This window comes from Catenovulum maritimum, from assembly GCF_001050375.1.
In the GTDB taxonomy this organism is placed as follows: Bacteria; Pseudomonadota; Gammaproteobacteria; order Enterobacterales; family Alteromonadaceae; genus Catenovulum; species Catenovulum maritimum.
Genome location: NZ_KQ130491.1, coordinates 1 through 17,120, shown reverse-complemented (window position 1 = coordinate 17,120; position 17,120 = coordinate 1). Strand labels below are relative to the sequence as shown.

The following is a 17,120-nucleotide window of genomic DNA, read 5'->3' as shown; positions in this document are numbered from 1 at the left end:
AAATGCTAAATATGAATTTTAACGAAAGAGTCGTCATAGATACCAAGCAACAAAATTGGCAACCGAGTCCCAAGGCTGGCGTATGGCGCAAACCGCTAGCGAGAGAAGACAAAGAAAGAGGACATGCAACCAGCATAGTAAAATACGACGCAGGTGCGAGCTTTTCCGAACACGACCACCCGCTAGGTGAGGAAATACTGGTGTTAGAAGGTACATTTTCTGATCACACTGGGGATTATCACCAAGGCCAATATTTCCGAAATCCAGAAGGATTTAAACACGCTCCCTTTAGCAAAAATGGATGTACCATATTAGTAAAATTACACCAGTTTCAAGCCGACGATAACCAGCATTTACTGCTAGATACGCAACAAGAACCTTGGCAAGCGGGATATGATTTACTTCAAGTAATGCCACTACATAGCCATAAAACAGAATCGACCGCTTTAGTGTTTTGGCCTGCTGGCGCAAAATTTAAACCACACCAACATTGGGGCGGTGAAGAAATTTACGTGATATCAGGCGAGTTTATTGATGAATTTGGCCGCTACCCAGCCGGCACTTGGATTAGAAACCCGCATGGAAGTCAGCACAACCCGTATGTTGAAGTAGACACCCTAATTTGGGTTAAAGTCGGGCATTTATAGTTGGCAGCTAAGCTGCCCTACTACACCGAGTTTATCTTGCGTTCAGCCTGTGATTTATGTGTTTACACGGTAGGTACAGAGCAAAATCCTATATGGCATTATTAAACGCAGCCATAGGTTATAGCGCAACATAAGGCGGTGTTTAATAATGCCTACTTTGGTTTGTTAAATACAATAAATCACACCGCAGACAAATAACGGTTGGCTTTTACTCCTGAGTCGCCTATTTTAACTAACTTACACATCTGCCTCTATATAGAGGCGTTAGCTATTACATGGAGTACATTTGATGAAATCCGTTCTAATCTTAATCCTCTCTTTCTTACCTTTGGCAACAATGGCGTCTTCATTACCAGACGAACCCCATGTTTATGTTGAGGGAAGTGCAAGTATTGATGTTTCACCAGATATTGTTTTGTTTTCGATTCACCTTGAAGAAATAGATAAAGATGTGGATTTAGCAAAAGAAGCAATAGACAAAAACTCTAAAGCGCTGTTATCAAAAAGCATTGAGCTCGGCATAGATTTGAAAAATATTACATCTGATAGCTTGAGAGTGCAGAGAAAAACCAGATGGGAGCAAGGTAAAAGCATTTATATTGGCACGTCTGTTTCAAGAAATATTAAGATTAAATTGACGAATATTGATCTATACAGTGAGGTTTTATCATCACTGATTGCGCTCAAAATCTCGGAAGATATATCCTCGTCTTTAGATGTGAGCGATTCAGATGCGCTGACCGATAAAGCGCTTAATGCTGCCATGGAAGATGCCAGAAAAAGAGCGACTATGCTGGCGAAAAGCCAAGGTAAGACATTAGGTGATGTCTATTCTATTTCAGAGTTCAATTTAAGGCGCCTTGAAAAGCAATATCTAAATGTTTCTAGAAGCATTTCCGGTAGCCATGCAAGCATACTGGCCGAGGATATAGGTACTACAAGTGACTATAGTATTGCTAACGCTTTAAGTCGTGTTTCTGGAATATCAGTAAGAGGTGCTGGCTCATCGTTTGAACCAGGGACTATGGTTGCTACAGCGCAAATATTCGTAGTTTATGAATTAGAATAACTTAGCGCTACTAGCCACACACAGGCCAATAGCGACTAGTAATTTTATCGGCAGCTTTTGAGTTGCCGAAACCATTAACACTAAAGTTAAAAATAAAATAAGTGACCATTCAGATATATTTTTAGATTATTTCAACGCTGATAAATCGAGTTACCTATCTAATTAAATTTTAAATAATCATTTAAAAACAGATACTTAAAAACAAAAATCAAGCTAGCATATATGTTGTCATCCGCTATACTTAAGGCTGATGGATTAACCCTTGGTTTGCAATGACTCTTCCAAAGACCTTATTTATATCGTTAGCAATATTTTGCACTTTCTGCTTAGTTACTTTCTCTAGCACTGTGTATTATTTTACTTATAAAAATATAAATAAACATACCGAAGAAAGGCTTATCAGCTTAAGCATTGGCTTGAAACAGCAGGTAGAATTGTTGATAAAACAAAACAAAGAACGCATCTTGTTAACATCGAGCCGAACTCAACTGAGGAAGCTTCTCCGTCAGCAGGTGAGCAATCCAGAGCAAGCAGAAGAGAAGCAACAAGAAATAAAACAAGGGATGCTGCGAATCCTATCAGATGCAAAAGCATCTATTCCCGATTTCAACCAAATTGATATTCATGATAGCGACGGCAATATCATTATTTCAACCAAAGCAGATGCCAAGCCTTTAAGCCAATTTAAACAAAGTTACGCCTTACTAACAAAGGTGAAAGATGTCGCTGTCGATAACTATCTAATAGCAGACAATGAGTTCATGCATTTATTTACCGCGCCTTTGTTTTTAAATGGAGAAAAACTCGGCTACTTAACGGTTCACACTCAATTTTCAGCCTTGTATCAAACCTTGAATCACTCTGATTTTTTGGGAGAAACGGGTAAGATTTACTTAGTTGAGTCAATAAAACATAAGCACTCTGAAAAAACTTTATTTCATGCTTTAAACCAAAACGATTTCTCATTTAAGCAAAAAGATAACATCCCTATTGTACCCGAAGATATCTCGAATCAGTCGAACTCTGAGCTACAAATGAGCATAAATGATAAGCGTCAGGCACTGTTTTTTGTCACTCAAAGTATTGAATCAACGCCTTGGTTTTTACTCATTTCCCAACACAAAGAAGAAGCCTTAGCCGAATTAAAAGCAATTAAATTTTATTTTATCCTGTGCATTATTGTTATTTTATTATTCGCACTCGTGTTTGCTTATTTAGCGGTTAAACACATAAGTGAACCAATCAAACAATTTACCGCAAAAACAAAAATGATCTCTGACGGTGATTACGCTTTAAAGTTAAACACGGACAGTTATGCTGAGTTGAATGATTTAGCCGATTCAGTCAATGCTTTATCTAGCTCGTTAATTAGCTATAACCAAACCTTAGAACAAAAAGTCGCTGAAAAAACCAAAACACTCAAAGCACTTACCGACAAAGCGGATGAAGAAAACAAGAAAAAGAGTGAATTTTTAGCCAATATGAGTCATGAAATTCGCTCACCTATGACAGGTATAATAGGCATTTCAAACATGCTCTATTCTTCTGGGTTGAATCCGGAACAACAAAAATGGATACAGAGCATTCAACTTAATAGCCAAAATTTATTAACCATAGTGAATGACATTTTAGATTACTCTAAAAGTAAGCAAGGCTGTATGGAATTAAGGCCTTCAAAAACAAATATTCGTCAGTTAGTTAATAGTGTTGCCAATGTTTTTACTGAATTAGTCAGAGATAAACAGGTAAAAATAGCGGTTAATATTGATTCGAATGTGGATGAAGAATACTTAATCGACGGAACAAGATTTAGCCAAATTTTATATAACTTTGTAGGAAACTCAGTCAAATTTACTGAGCAAGGGCAAGTGCTTATAACGGTACAACAGCTCTATGTATCGAGCGAAACAGCCACATTAGCGATTTGCGTACAAGATACAGGCCTAGGGATGAATCAAGAGTTTATGGATAAGCTATTCCAGCCATACGCCCAAGAAAACACAGATAAAAATAAGAAACTAATGGGTACGGGTTTAGGCCTAGCAATCAATAAACAATTGATTGGGTTAATGGCCGGAGAAGTTTGGGTAGAAAGCGAGCTAAATGTTGGAACTAAATTTAACTACACCTTACAAGTCAAAACGATAGCTGCAGAAAGTGCGGCGAACCCAGATCTAGACACTCGAATCCAACAAACGCTTTTATCTAATGCTAATATTTTGGTTTGTGATGATATAGATATCAATAGAGAGGTCGCGACAGCTGTATTTGGCCGATTTCAGCTGACTGTGGATACCGCTAAAAATGGGCAAGTAGCACTAGAGTTAATTGATAAAAAGCATTACCACATGATTTTTTTAGATATTCATATGCCTGAAATGGGCGGTATAGAAGCCGCATTCAAAATCACCCAACACTACGTTGAGCAAGGCAAACAGCCACCTATTTTAATCAAATTTAGCTCTAGCGATGAAATTTCCAGTTCTGATGAGTTTGATTTTGATGACTACTTAATGAAACCAATAGATATTTCTCAATTAGAAAGCTTGCTAACTAAATGGTTTAAATCAGAATAAAACCAACAAATAGCGTCTGTGTAGCCATCATGATAAAAATAGAGGTGAGGTGATTTGATATTGAATCAGATATTAAAATCGATATTTGTTGTATTGGTTTTATTGCAATCAATTGTTCCAGTTCAAGCAGAGTCTGTAAAATTAGCTTAGAGCTAAATCAATATAAATAGCGATAATCAGCTGGAGATAAAAGCCATTTAGGCAAGGCAAGTTGGCGCAGGCATAGTGGTTCTATGCCAAGCCAAATTAACGCAGAATAAATGGCTTTTAGCCCAGCCTTTCAGGAGCCTCACAGACAGCTCACTTCTGTGTTGTATCATTTTGAAAGGTGCCTACATTCCTGCAATGACACGCCTTGAATTGAACTGTCTGTGATGACTCTGATACTCGCAATTTATATTGATTTAGCTCTATGAAAACCATCAAAGCGATGTACAAGTAAAAGGGAGCGGCACTGTCATTAGAATACTTAAAGGTGATAATAAAGGCTCTCGCCATCAAAAATTTATTTTAAAACTCTCAACAGGACAAACCATTCTAATTGCACACAATATTGACCTTGCGCCTAGAATAAATTCCATAGCCAAAGGTGATCTCGTCCAATTTTACGGTGAATATGAATGGAATAAAAAAGGGGGTGTGGTTCACTGGACTCATCATGACCCAAAAGGCCGTCATGTTGGCGGATGGTTAAAGCATAATGGTAAAGTCTACCAATAGCTTTATTAGTGAGTTTAATCGTTAGTTTTACGACAGGTGCGCTTAGCTGTATGAACTCAGATCTGATCGAGCTATATCAATCAGATCTGTGTTCGTTTGACCTAGCTATAATTAAAACTCAGCTCGAATGCCTAGAGTAAAATTACGGGCTGCTAGAGGTGAATCTTGTTTTATTAATGAGCTATGTACTTGAGCATATTCATTAGTTAAGTTTTGCACCTTAGCAAATACAGTTAAGTCTGTGGTATTTTGGCTTAAGTAATAATTAAAGCTTAAATCTAACATATGGTAGCCATCTGTTGCCGTTTCGTACTCTGCCAATTTGTCTTGCTTAGCATAATAAGACCAAGAAGCTTCTACACTATAACTATCCGTTTGATAATTTAGGTTTGAGCCAATTCTTAGTGGCGGAATTCTAGGTGCGTAGCCATTATTGTCTAATTTAACTTGGATATAATCAGTTAAAAATGTGTATTTTAATTCCGAGTTAATTTGCCAAATATATTGTAACTCTATACCTTTCAGCGTCGCATCATCGGTTTGATATTGATAAACAGGTAAGTGGAGAAACTCATGTTCTTCAGCCTCATCTGCTGCGTCGTGGCCTTCTTCCTCATGCGGTTCATGGCTAATTTCAGCTTCATGGTTCACATTAGCTTGATAGTAAAAGTTATTAATTCGATTATAAAATAAGTTGAAAATAAAGCCTGTATCACCCTCAAATTTGCGGATTGAGAAATCTAAGTTATTTGACGTTTCTATGTCGGCTTTAAGCTTAACATCGTCAACATGACCAGATTCAAAATCGACTTGATAAGCTGCACCGATATCATAGCTGTTGCTCGCTAAATGCGGACCAAAAGACAGTAGTTCAGCAGCAGAAGGTGCTCTTTGAGCACGAGTTAAATTTACACCTAGGTTGTAACCTTGGGCAAAGTCCCAAATAAAGCCAAGTGACACGTTAGTTAAATTAAAGCTTTGTTGCCAATTGCTAAACAACTCTTCTGTGTGTGCTTCTTCATCTAGGTGTTCATCGTCATGCGCATCTAGGTGATCATCTTCTTCACCTTCTTCAATGAAGTGAATTTCATTATAACTAAAGTTACCCGCGCTAATCTTTACCTGCTCAACTCGGGCGCCTAATTGGATTAGTAAGTCATCAAAATGCCTTTCTTCTAACCAAGCTAAAGCGAGTGTTTGTTCGTTGCTATTGGGGGAAAATGCTTCTTCACCAGCAGCTTTATAGTCTTTATCTTTATAATGTAACGTAAAACCACCACGCCATTGTGCAAGGGTGTTATGCCTCATTTCAACTTTGGCTTCTGTTGATCTAGAGTTAAAACGAGTGCCGATTTCATCCCCTTCAATTTCATCGTGCTGGTAGTCTGTGTAGCCGATTCGGGTATTAATTTGATTGATGAAGTTATCCGCTAGATTCAATTCTGAAATCAGTTGATATCTGTTTTGTTTAACTTTAGCGAATACATGAGCTTCTTCCATATGCTCATCTTCGTGTGCTTCGTCATGCTCTTCTTCCTCATGAGATGCATGCTCGTGGCCAGGAATACCATATTCTTGATCTAACCTGCCGTAAGATAAGCCAATATAGCCGTTATCTAATATATAGCTTGCGCCTAAAGTTATCCCTGATGCTTCAGAATACGAGTTTTCAACTCTATCTGCATGCGCTTCGTGTTCCTCTTCATGGCCTTCTTCATGTCCGTCTTCTTCATGCTCTTCTTCGGCATGGTGTTCGCCTTCAGGAATTTTATAATCATCTGACTGACGCCAAAAACCATCTAAATGGAAAGCAAAATCTGCGATATCTCGCTCTAGCGTTAAGCTCGCACTGTCTTGTTGATTAACACTTGAGTGGCTATAAAATAATTCTGTTTTGTTGTTTTTAAAACTAGGTACTCGGTTGTCGACTACATTAACCACACCACCAATTGCGCCACTACCAAATAATAAAGAAGCTGGGCCGCGTAAAATTTCAATTTGCTCAGCGGTACCCGCTTCGGCTGTGATTGAATGATCTGGGCCAACACGAGACACGTCGCCAGTGTCTAAACCATTTTGTGCTGTCATTACTCTTGGTCCATCTAAACCTCGAATAATAGGGGAAGCTGTCACGCCACCATAAAAATTACTATGAATACCTAATTCATTTTTTAAAGTTTCGCCTAATGTTGCCGCTTGACGATTAAGTAATTTTTCATTTGATAAAACGCTCACTGGTGCAGCTGACTCAATTTGCGATAAGTGGAAAATACTGGCTTTAACATCAATTACTTCCATTACTGAAGATGCAAGCTTAATGGTAAGTGGCGCGGTTAAGTCTGGTTGTTCATCTAAATGAAAATTAACATGAGCGAAGCCGTCAGCTGTTATATGGATTTCATCCACTTTAGACGTATCTAAGCTAATCTTAAATTGACCATTACTGTCTGTTTTAACCTTCTGCTTGCTACCTTTTACTTGGATAACAGCCTGATGAATTGGGCGACTTTGAGAATCAACAATCACACCTGTTAATGGAATTTCAGCTGCCATTGTATTTAAACAGGTAAAAGATAAAGCGCTGCCAAGCGTTAAAGGTAAAATTTTAGAAGACTTCATGTAACAAACACCAAAAAAATAAACGTTATAACGTAACAATTCCGACATGTTACATTATTACATTTCAGGTTCAAGTTATTTCTGGTGTTTTTTATACTTCATCAAACAGAGCGAATTCGAGATGAACTTGGAGTTGAAGTTAAAAATAGAGTTAAAATTTGAGCTAAAGCAGGAGGAGTTAGAAGGTAAGTTCAAATGTACTAGAAATTAGAAATCGCTTTACCGCCAGCTTTCAAATCATCAATTTGAAAGCTGATGGCCATATAGAGCTAAATCAGCTAATCGCGAGGATAAAATTAACGAGTTGCTTTAAATTTAAAGCTGTTACCCTTGTTGGGCTTATTAGATTCTCGTTTTTTTTGAGGTCTATCCGAGTTTTGATTACTTGGTTTATTGCCACTGGCGTCTGGATTTCTTGGCTTTCTTGTTTTATTCGCTGAACCAGAGTTTGGTTTTCGTCTAGCCTGACCTCGACTGTCAGCTTTTGGCTTATTGTTGGCTTGGCTTGCTTCTGCTTGCTCGCCACTTGTATTCGTCTTAGGTTTCTTTGGCTTTTTAGGTTTAGGTGCTTTGTAAGATTTTAATCTAGATTCAGGTACAGGGTTACTTGCTTTGTAACCCGACACTTCTCTACGCTCAATAATTTGACCAATAAATGATTCAACCGCTTGTAGCTGCTTGAATTCATCTTCACTGACTAAAGAGATTGCTTTACCTGTAGAGCCAGCTCGACCCGTTCGACCAATTCTATGCACATAGTCTTCCGCGACATGCGGTAAGTCAAAGTTTACAACTTGTGGTAATTCGCTTATATCGATTCCACGCGCGGCAATGTCAGTTGCGACCAGTATTTTAATTTCACCAGATTTAAAATTAGCGAGCGCTTTTGTTCGTGCGCCTTGGCTTTTATCACCATGAATGGCCGCCGCACTGATAAATTCTTGATCTAACTTACGGGCTAACCTATTTGCGCCATGTTTAGTTCGGGTAAAAACTAAAGCTTGTTGCCAGTCATTTTGCTGTATCAGCTTAATTAGCATTTTAGATTTAGCGCTTTTATCGACTTCGTGCAACCATTGCTCGATAAGTTTAGTTGTCGTGTTGGCTGGGCTTACTGAAACTTCGATAGGGTCATTGATTAAGCCCTTCGCAAGTTCTCTAATTTCATTTGAGAACGTTGCAGAAAACAGTAAGTTTTGACGCTGCTTTGGTAGTAAGTTAATAATTTTTCTAATATCTCGAATAAAGCCCATGTCTAACATGCGATCAGCTTCGTCCAATACGAAAATTTCTAAATCATCAAACTTAACGGCATTTTGCTGATGTAAATCCATTAAGCGTCCTGGCGTTGCCACTAGGATATCAACACCACGGGTTAGCTTTAGCATTTGTGGGTTAATTTTAACGCCACCAAAAACAATTGCCGATTTTAACGATAATTGACTACCGTACTTTTCAACACTTTCACCCACTTGAGCCGCAAGTTCACGGGTTGGGGTAAGAATAAGCGCGCGAACCTGATTCGCTCTTGCCGGTTTACCTTTAGAAAGTAGCTCTAACATAGGTAAGGTAAAACCAGCCGTTTTACCTGTTCCAGTTTGCGCTGCTGCCATTAAATCTCTACCCGTTAAAATAGCCGGAATTGCTTTTGCCTGAATTGGAGATGGTTTGGTATAACCAGCTAATTTCACGGCATCAACTATGGTTTTAGCTAAACCAAGTTGGTCAAAATTGGCTATATTTTCTGGAGTGATTTCTGACATTTAAATATTCTCAAAACAAGATAGATCAAGGCGCGGAGCTTACAGTATATGGATAAATTCACAAGTTAATTAAGCTAAAAATCTAGCAAAAATTGGAATACAAATTGGCCCAAGTGCGACAATTTGTCACACCCCAAAGTGGAATTTATTTTTTATAATGAAATCATATTCAAATAATTATCTAAATCCATGTTTAAACAATCATTCTTAGTCGTTTCATTACTAACAGCAAGTTGCTCTGTGTTAGCTGCTGGCAATCATCATCAAGATAAAAAACATAATGCACTAGGCCATGCACCAATTTCTATTATGGCAGATCATTTACATAAACAAGGCGAATGGATGGTTTCGTACCGCTATATGGATATGCAAATGTCTGGCTTACAAATGGGTAAAGAGGATATCGGCCTAGATCATACTCTGAGCGCTGAGGGAAAAAATTACATGATGGCACCTAAGGATATGCAAATGAAAATGCATATGCTAGGCATGATGTACGCGCCTAGTGACAATATCACGCTAATGTTTATGACCAATTACTTATCAAATGATATGCAAATGGCAATGCGTATGATGAATAGCATGAATGGCGCTATGAACAATGATATGTCAATGGATGCTCCAATGAGCGACGACATGTCAAACATGGGTAATGGCATGAGCATGGATAATAGTATGGCGATGCAGCATATGCAGATGCAAACCAGCAGTTCAGGTTTAGGCGACAGCCGTATTGCAGCTTTAATTAATGCCTTTAATGGTGATGCATATCGCTCTCATTTTACAATCGGTTTAAATTTACCGACAGGTGATGTAGCGCAAACAAGAACCGATAACGAGGGTAATAAAATAACCTTAGGTTATCCGATGCAGTTAGGCACAGATACCTATAATGCGTTTGCAGCTTATACCCTGACTTATCAAGCAGACCAAATTCAATTCGGTAGTCAGTTTAATTACGAAACCGCATTAGAAAAAAATGATGCTGGATATCAACCCGGCGATAAAATCGTATGGCACAATTGGGCGGCAATCGGTATTAATTCGGATATCAGTATTTCTGCTCGCTTAAGCTATACAGATAAAGATAACTTTAAAGGACAAGATAAAAAGTTAAACCCTATGATGATGCCTAGTGCAGATGCAAATATGCGCGGCGTTAAGCAATTAGATGCCGCCATAGGGGTAAATTATGTATTCAATGGTAAATTGCTGAACGGCCATAGAGTCGCCTTTGAATTATCTAAACCTATATCCCAAGACTTTGATGGTATTCAAATGAAGACAGATTCAAGTTTAATGCTTGGCTGGCAAAAAGCATTTTAGTTGTTAGCGCAAACAAGCTTGCAATAACTTGCAAAAGAGGCTGAAGCAATTTAGCCTCTTTAAATATCTGAGTACCATAAACTGTATATGTGAAACTAATTCAATCCAATCGCTTAAACACGATTAAAACCTTATCTTTAGCTCAACCTTGGCTTTTGCTCATTGCAGCAGTTATCGCCATTAGTATTTGGGGTGATATAGCTCAAACTAACTTATGGTTGGTTATTAGTGCGTATTCGATTCACCTTATCTTATTTTCTCTACAAAAAGCGAAGCAAGCGCCGCCATTAATTAACAAGCATTCTATTTATAATCAACTCAAAAATGCCATTCCATTTTTTATCGACTTGGGCTTTTATGCTTATTTACTTTCATTGCATGGTGGTGCCAGTAGTGGCGCAACATTTGTCTTATTTATTCCAGTGATTAGTGCGGCACTGCAACTAGCAAGAAGAACGGCTTGGTTTATTACCCTAAGCTCAATCGCAATTTACAGCTTTTTGATGTGGCAAGGCGTAGCTGAGCACTTCCATCACTTAGGCAATAGCTTTATCGAACACTTAGTCGGTATGTGGCTAACTTTTATCATGAGTAGCCTATTAATGACTTGGTTTATCACCCAGCAGAAAGTTGCGATAAAAAACCAAGCAAAGACAATTACTAAATTAAAAGAACGACAATTTAAAGATGAACAAATCTTAGCGGTCGCAACCACAGCAGCCAATGCCGCACATTCATTAGGCACTCCTTTATCAACTGCAAACTTATTGATTGAAGAGATTCAACAAAGTCCAAATCAAGAGGCAATCAGAGAGTTAGCAGAGCAAATAGAAATTTGTAGTAAAGCGGTTCATAAAATAACGACAACTGCTAGAAATGCTCAGCCCGAAAATCAAACTTGGCAGTCTGTCATCGACTTTATTAAACAAACAACAGAGTTTTGGTGGGTCAGCTTTAATAACGTTCAGTATCAGTTGGATATTAGTAAGTTGCCTAAAGACAAAAGTTTGTTAGTCCTTACAGACTTTAATTTACAAATGGCTCTAAGCAATATATTACAAAATGCGGCGAGTGCTAGCTTACAAAATAACAGTGATCAAATTGAGATTAAGTTAGAGTTAACCGAGCAATACATCCAAATTCAGATCCTAGATAATGGTAAAGGCGTTGCGCCAGATTTATTACAACAGCTAGGACAAAAAGTGATACCTAAGAGTAACCAAGGTATGGGGATTGGTTTGGTATTAGCCAATACCAGTATTGAAAATTTAGGCGGCCGATTAACTTTAACCAATCGAGATTTTAATACCGGACTAGGTACGAATAGCTTAATTGAATTACCATACCGAATCTTGGATATTGAATAGCATGAATACTTCAAGCCAGTCGCTTTCCAGCTCAAACTACAATCGAAAATTACTCTTACTTGAAGATGACCCAGTATTTGCCCGAACCCTATGCCGGCAATTAAACAGCAAAGGTTTTCACTGTGAACATTTAGATGATGTCGCGCATTTATTAACAAGATGCGCTGAGTTTGCGCCAGAAATTATCCTGCTAGATATGAACTTGGGCGATACCAATAGCCTGCCCTATATTGCGGAGCTAAGACAACAGCAACCAAAGGCTAAAATAATCGTAGTGACAGGCTATGCCAGCATAGCAACAACAGTAACCGCGATAAAGTCAGGTGCTGATGACTATTTACCCAAACCAATTAACTTATCTAGTCTATTAAATTTAATCGACGATAGCCGAACAGATAGAACAAGTAATCAAGTTACAGATGAATCACAAAGGTTATCTCCAGACAGGCTGGAATGGGAATACATACAAAAAGTATTAGATGATAACAAAGGGAATATATCTGAAACAGCACGTCAGCTAAACATGCACAGACGAACACTACAAAGAAAGCTCGCTAAAAAACCAACCCAAGTTTGAAAGCTCACCCTGCTTAAAAATCAACCCGACTTTAAAAACCAGCGGTAATCCCTCGGTAGCAAAGCAAGTATTCAATTAAGGACGGAACATACAGATACAAAAAAGCCGCGATAAACGCGGCTTTTAATCAAATAATTATAAACTAATTATTTAGAAGATTTAGTGAACTCTGGGTAAGCTTCGATACCACACTCAGAGATGTCAACACCTTCATATTCTTCTTCATCAGATACTCTGATACCAACAACCGTTTTGATGATTAACCAAACGATGAAGCTAGTTACGAATACCCATACGAAGATAGTTAATGCACCGATTAACTGACCGCTGAAAGAAGAACCGTCATTTGTTAATGGTACTAATAATAAACCTAATAAACCAACAACACCGTGAACAGAGATAGCACCCACTGGATCATCAATTTTTAATTTATCTAAAGCTAAGATAGAGAATACTACTAAGATACCACCAACAGCACCAAAGATAGTTGCTTGAAGTGCAGTAGGAGTAGAAGGCTCAGCAGTGATAGCAACTAAACCTGCTAATGCACCGTTTAATGCCATTGTTAAATCAGCTTTCTTGAATAAGATACGAGCTGTGATTAAGGCAGCTACAACACCACCAGCTGCTGCTGCGTTAGTGTTTAAGAATACCATAGCAACTGCGTTTGCATTTGCGATATCACCTAATTTAAGTACAGAACCGCCGTTGAAGCCGAACCAACCCATCCATAAGATGAATGTACCTAAAGTAGCAAGTGGCATGTTACAACCTGGGATTGCGTTTGCACGACCGTCAGCTGTGTATTTACCTTTACGAGCACCTAGTAATAGTACACCAGCTAAAGCTGCAGCTGCACCAGCCATGTGAACGATACCAGAACCAGCGAAGTCAGAGAAACCTAAGTCGCCTAAAGTGTACATACCGAATACAGCACTACCACCCCAAGTCCAAGCACCTTCCATTGGATAGATGAAACCTGTCATAACAACAGTAAAGATTAAGAATGACCATAATTTCATACGCTCAGCAACAGCACCTGAAACAATAGACATTGCAGTTGCAACGAAAACTACTTGGAAGAAGAAGTCTGAAGCACCTGAGTAAATTGAACCACCAGTGAAATCACCTTGTTCTTTAAAGCTAGCTAAAGTAGCGTCTACATCTACGTCTTGAATACCAACTAAGAAGTACTCGCCGCCGTACATGATTGCATAACCAGAAACTAAGTACATGATGCAAGAAATTGCAAACAAAGCTACGTTTTTAGTTAAAATTTCGGTTGTATTTTTAGCACGTACTAGACCCGCTTCTAACATTGCAAAGCCTGCAGCCATCCACATAACAAGGGCGCCACAAACTAGGAAATAGAAAGTATCCATTGCATACTGCAAGTGAAATACATTATTTTCCATTGTCGTCTCCTAAAATATTTTCAAAAAAATTAAATGGCTGAGTCGCCAGTTTCGCCAGTACGAATACGGATACATTGTTCTACTTCGTAGACGAAAATTTTACCGTCTCCGATTTTACCCGTTTTCGCTGCACTGCTAATCGCTTCAATTAAGCGCTCAACGTTTTCGTCCTGAGTGGCAACTTCCAATTTAACTTTTGGCAAGAAATCAACTTGATATTCTGCACCGCGGTATAGTTCGGTATGACCTTTCTGACGACCAAAGCCTTTAACCTCTGTTACGGTTAAACCTTCGATGCCAATTTCAGAAATGGCTTCACGAACGTCATCTAATTTGAACGGTTTGATGATCGCACTAACCAATTTCATAGCTATGCTCCTAAGTAATGTTTAAAGAAATGGCTACAGGTCATATTACAAGCATTATGCCAAAGTTAAAAAAGCAATAAAAAACAACAATTTAGATAACCTTTTATTTTATTTCAGGATTTGACGTACAAATTTGGTGCTTACAAATCCAACAATCGCATCATAAATGTGCAACATTTTGTGATGCGATTTTAGTTATCTAGCAAATTTGGTTTGTTTTAGTGCAGAGCAAAGCATACTTATCGAGTTTATTATGAACATAGTTCTCGCTTATAATGAGTTTCACTAACAATATAAAATATATACATTTTTCTTGTTATTTAGCTTGCTTATAAAGATTATTTAAGCTGTCTGATAGGTAGCTTCAAGTACTCTTATTAGCGAAATTAAATCGTCAAATTAACCTCTGTCATAATTTAGTGCATCCGCTAATAAGGCATTTTTAGATTTTTAGTCGTCTCGGATAATAGGTATAATCTTTTTTATTTAAGAGCGACCCCTGATGCCTGAATTACCAGAAGTAGAAGTTACCCGACTCGGTATTTCGCCCCATTTAATTGACCATGAAATCCAACAGGTTATTGTACGTAACCCGAAAATGCGTTGGCCAATACCGGATTCAATCAAGACGCTTGAAGGCTTGAAAATCTTAAATATCACTCGCCGTGCTAAATATCTATTATTAGAAACAGAAAAAGGTTTTGCATTATTACACCTTGGCATGTCGGGCAAGCTTTGCGTCGTGCCCAGCTCGACTCAAGTCCAAAAGCACGATCACTTTGAACTCGTGCTAAAAAACGACTTATGTTTAAGGTTAAATGATCCAAGACGTTTTGGTGCGGTTTTATGGTTTGAGAATCTAGCGGATGCTGATGGTCATTTAGCGCATTTAGGGCCAGAGCCCCTCACTGAGGACTTTACAGGTGAATACCTATTTGAAAAGTCTCGTAATAAAACCTGTTCGATTAAGCAATTTATTATGGATAATAAAAATGTAGTCGGGGTTGGTAACATATATGCTAATGAGTCTCTATTTATGACTGGCATCCATCCCAAACGGGCAGCAGGTAAAATTAGTCTTAATCGTTACTTTGAATTAGTAAAGAACATAAAAATAGTTTTAGCCCAAGCAATTAAACAAGGCGGTACCACCTTAAAAGATTTTACCCAAGCAGATGGTAAGCCTGGGTATTTTGTTCAAGAACTAAAGGTATATGGTAGAGCAGGTGAAGCTTGTAAAAACTGCTCAGCTGAATTACAAGGTATAGTAATTGGCCAACGCGCAACCGTATATTGCAAAAACTGTCAAAAATAAAACAACTGCTTCAGCCTTGTTATAGCGCTAAATCAAGGCTGATATATCAAATAGAGCAACCAACCAATAGCTACTAGTCACTAGAATGACGAGTAACCAGACTGGACATTTTTTACTAAATAAAATTGCAATTAGAGCTAAACAAACAAGCCCATCCAGCCAAGAAAAAATGCTCTGGGTGACCACCGGATTAATTAAGCAAGCGGCCAACAAACCAACAACAGCTGCATTAATGCCGATTAAAGCGTTAGCCATCCATGTCATATGCTGCCACTTTTGCCAATAGTACAAGCTAGTATTTACCATTAAAAATGACGGGATAAAAATTGCAAATAAACAAATAAAAGCGCCGGCAATAGGCGGTACACCAAGTTGATTAACCGCCCCCAAAAAAGCAGCAAAAGTAAAAATTGGCCCTGGTACAGATTGAGTCGCACCATAACCTGCAACAAAGTTGTTGGCGTTTACCCAACCAGGAGTCACTAACTCTTGCTGTAGCATAGGTAACACAACATGCCCGCCACCAAAAACGATCGCGCCGACACGGAAAAAGCTATCAACTAACATAAGCCAATTAACTGGCGAAAACCAAACCAACAAAGGCAAACCCACTAAGCCTAATACAAGTAAATTAAAGCTGTTTGAGGCGGCTTTATCGCTCACTGTGATATTGAGAGGATCTTGAGGCAGCGCATTAGATTTCATAAACCAACAGGTGACTAAACCTGCAACTATGATAATGGCGAACTGAAGCCAAAGAATTTGGCTGAAGCCGATAATTATGGCAGACACTATCGCCAATACTCGAGTGATAAGGCCTTTATCAAATTGTTTAGCCATCATGTAAACGGCTTGAAATACCACAGCGACAGTAATTAGCTTTAAACCGTGAATAATAGAATTGAGTTCGACACTTGGTATTAAGCTGAGACTAGAAGCAAAGATAATTAAGATAATAGCAGACGGCATAGTAAAACCGAGCCAAGCAGCAAAAGCGCCAAGCTGCCCGCCTCTGCTCATGCCAATAGCAATGCCTACTTGGCTACTTGCAGGGCCAGGTAAAAACTGGCAAATCGCGACTAGCTGAGAGTATTGGGAATCTGAAAACCATTTGAGCCTTTCAACGAACTCGGCTCTAAAATACGCAATATGAGCAACAGGTCCACCAAAAGCGGTACAGCCCAAACGCAAAAAGGTAAAAAATAAAATTAAAGTATTTTTCATTATCTGTCTTAGCGTAAAAATTTGTGGCCAAATTATATACCCAAACGACAAGAAAATACTGAGTTTCTATAACTGAAAAATAGGTTTGACTCGGCTTTTTAAATAAAATAGCTTATCGATGTTTTAGAGCTAAA

12 protein-coding genes and 1 pseudogene are annotated in these 17,120 nt (G+C 38.5%); 8 read left to right on the top strand and 5 right to left on the bottom strand.

Features of this window, described 5'->3' with window-relative positions; translation table 11 throughout:
- Positions 1 to 2 precede the first annotated feature (2 nt).
- The 4 genes and pseudogenes from XM47_RS10860 to XM47_RS18860 all read left to right on the top strand — a co-directional run.
- The gene (locus XM47_RS10860; RefSeq protein ID WP_048692433.1) at positions 3 to 647 is read left to right on the top strand and encodes a cupin domain-containing protein; all 645 of its coding nucleotides are present in this window, start codon (positions 3 to 5) and stop codon (positions 645 to 647) included.
- A gap of 289 nt (positions 648 to 936) precedes the next feature.
- On the top strand, positions 937 to 1,716 hold the full coding sequence (locus XM47_RS10855; RefSeq protein ID WP_078061889.1) for an SIMPL domain-containing protein: 780 nt from the start codon (positions 937 to 939) through the stop codon (positions 1,714 to 1,716).
- Between the two features lie 437 nt (positions 1,717 to 2,153).
- The gene (locus XM47_RS10850) at positions 2,154 to 4,292 is read left to right on the top strand and encodes an ATP-binding protein (protein ID WP_172656526.1); all 2,139 of its coding nucleotides are present in this window, start codon (positions 2,154 to 2,156) and stop codon (positions 4,290 to 4,292) included.
- A gap of 411 nt (positions 4,293 to 4,703) precedes the next feature.
- A pseudogene (locus XM47_RS18860) lies at positions 4,704 to 5,012 on the top strand (DUF3465 domain-containing protein); the annotation flags it as partial.
- Between the two features lie 111 nt (positions 5,013 to 5,123).
- Here XM47_RS18860 and XM47_RS10845 read toward each other — a convergent pair.
- Positions 5,124 to 7,631 (bottom strand): TonB-dependent receptor, encoded by a 2,508-nt coding sequence (locus XM47_RS10845; protein WP_048692427.1) that lies wholly within the window; start codon positions 7,629 to 7,631, stop codon positions 5,124 to 5,126.
- 296 nt (positions 7,632 to 7,927) lie between these two features.
- A complete protein-coding gene (locus XM47_RS10840) occupies positions 7,928 to 9,394 on the bottom strand; it encodes a DEAD/DEAH box helicase (protein WP_048692426.1) in 1,467 nt (488 codons plus the stop codon).
- Between the two features lie 189 nt (positions 9,395 to 9,583).
- Here XM47_RS10840 and XM47_RS10835 point away from each other — a divergent pair, with 189 nt between their 5' ends.
- From XM47_RS10835 to XM47_RS10825, 3 genes are all read left to right on the top strand, one after another.
- On the top strand, positions 9,584 to 10,720 hold the full coding sequence (locus tag XM47_RS10835) for a transporter (protein WP_149865498.1): 1,137 nt from the start codon (positions 9,584 to 9,586) through the stop codon (positions 10,718 to 10,720).
- Positions 10,721 to 10,809: 89 nt separating this feature from the next.
- On the top strand, positions 10,810 to 12,087 hold the full coding sequence (locus tag XM47_RS10830; RefSeq protein ID WP_048692423.1) for a sensor histidine kinase: 1,278 nt from the start codon (positions 10,810 to 10,812) through the stop codon (positions 12,085 to 12,087).
- Between the two features lies 1 nt (position 12,088).
- Positions 12,089 to 12,664, top strand: coding sequence for a response regulator transcription factor (locus XM47_RS10825; RefSeq protein ID WP_048692421.1), 576 nt, complete (start codon positions 12,089 to 12,091; stop codon positions 12,662 to 12,664).
- A 146-nt stretch (positions 12,665 to 12,810) separates the two neighbouring features.
- On the opposite strand, the gene XM47_RS10820 is transcribed toward XM47_RS10825, so the two are convergent.
- A complete protein-coding gene (locus tag XM47_RS10820) occupies positions 12,811 to 14,079 on the bottom strand; it encodes an ammonium transporter (RefSeq protein ID WP_048692419.1) in 1,269 nt (422 codons plus the stop codon).
- A 29-nt stretch (positions 14,080 to 14,108) separates the two neighbouring features.
- Positions 14,109 to 14,447 carry a P-II family nitrogen regulator gene (glnK, locus tag XM47_RS10815; protein ID WP_048692417.1) on the bottom strand — a complete coding sequence of 113 codons (339 nt, stop codon included), beginning with the start codon at positions 14,445 to 14,447 and terminating at the stop codon, positions 14,109 to 14,111.
- Positions 14,448 to 14,949: 502 nt separating this feature from the next.
- Here glnK and mutM point away from each other — a divergent pair.
- Positions 14,950 to 15,762 carry a bifunctional DNA-formamidopyrimidine glycosylase/DNA-(apurinic or apyrimidinic site) lyase gene (gene mutM, locus XM47_RS10810; protein ID WP_048692416.1) on the top strand — a complete coding sequence of 271 codons (813 nt, stop codon included), beginning with the start codon at positions 14,950 to 14,952 and terminating at the stop codon, positions 15,760 to 15,762.
- Between the two features lie 27 nt (positions 15,763 to 15,789).
- Here mutM and chrA read toward each other — a convergent pair whose 3' ends face one another.
- Positions 15,790 to 16,986, bottom strand: a complete 1,197-nt coding sequence (gene chrA, locus XM47_RS10805; protein WP_048692414.1) for a chromate efflux transporter — start codon at positions 16,984 to 16,986, stop codon at positions 15,790 to 15,792.
- Positions 16,987 to 17,120: the final 134 nt, after the last annotated feature.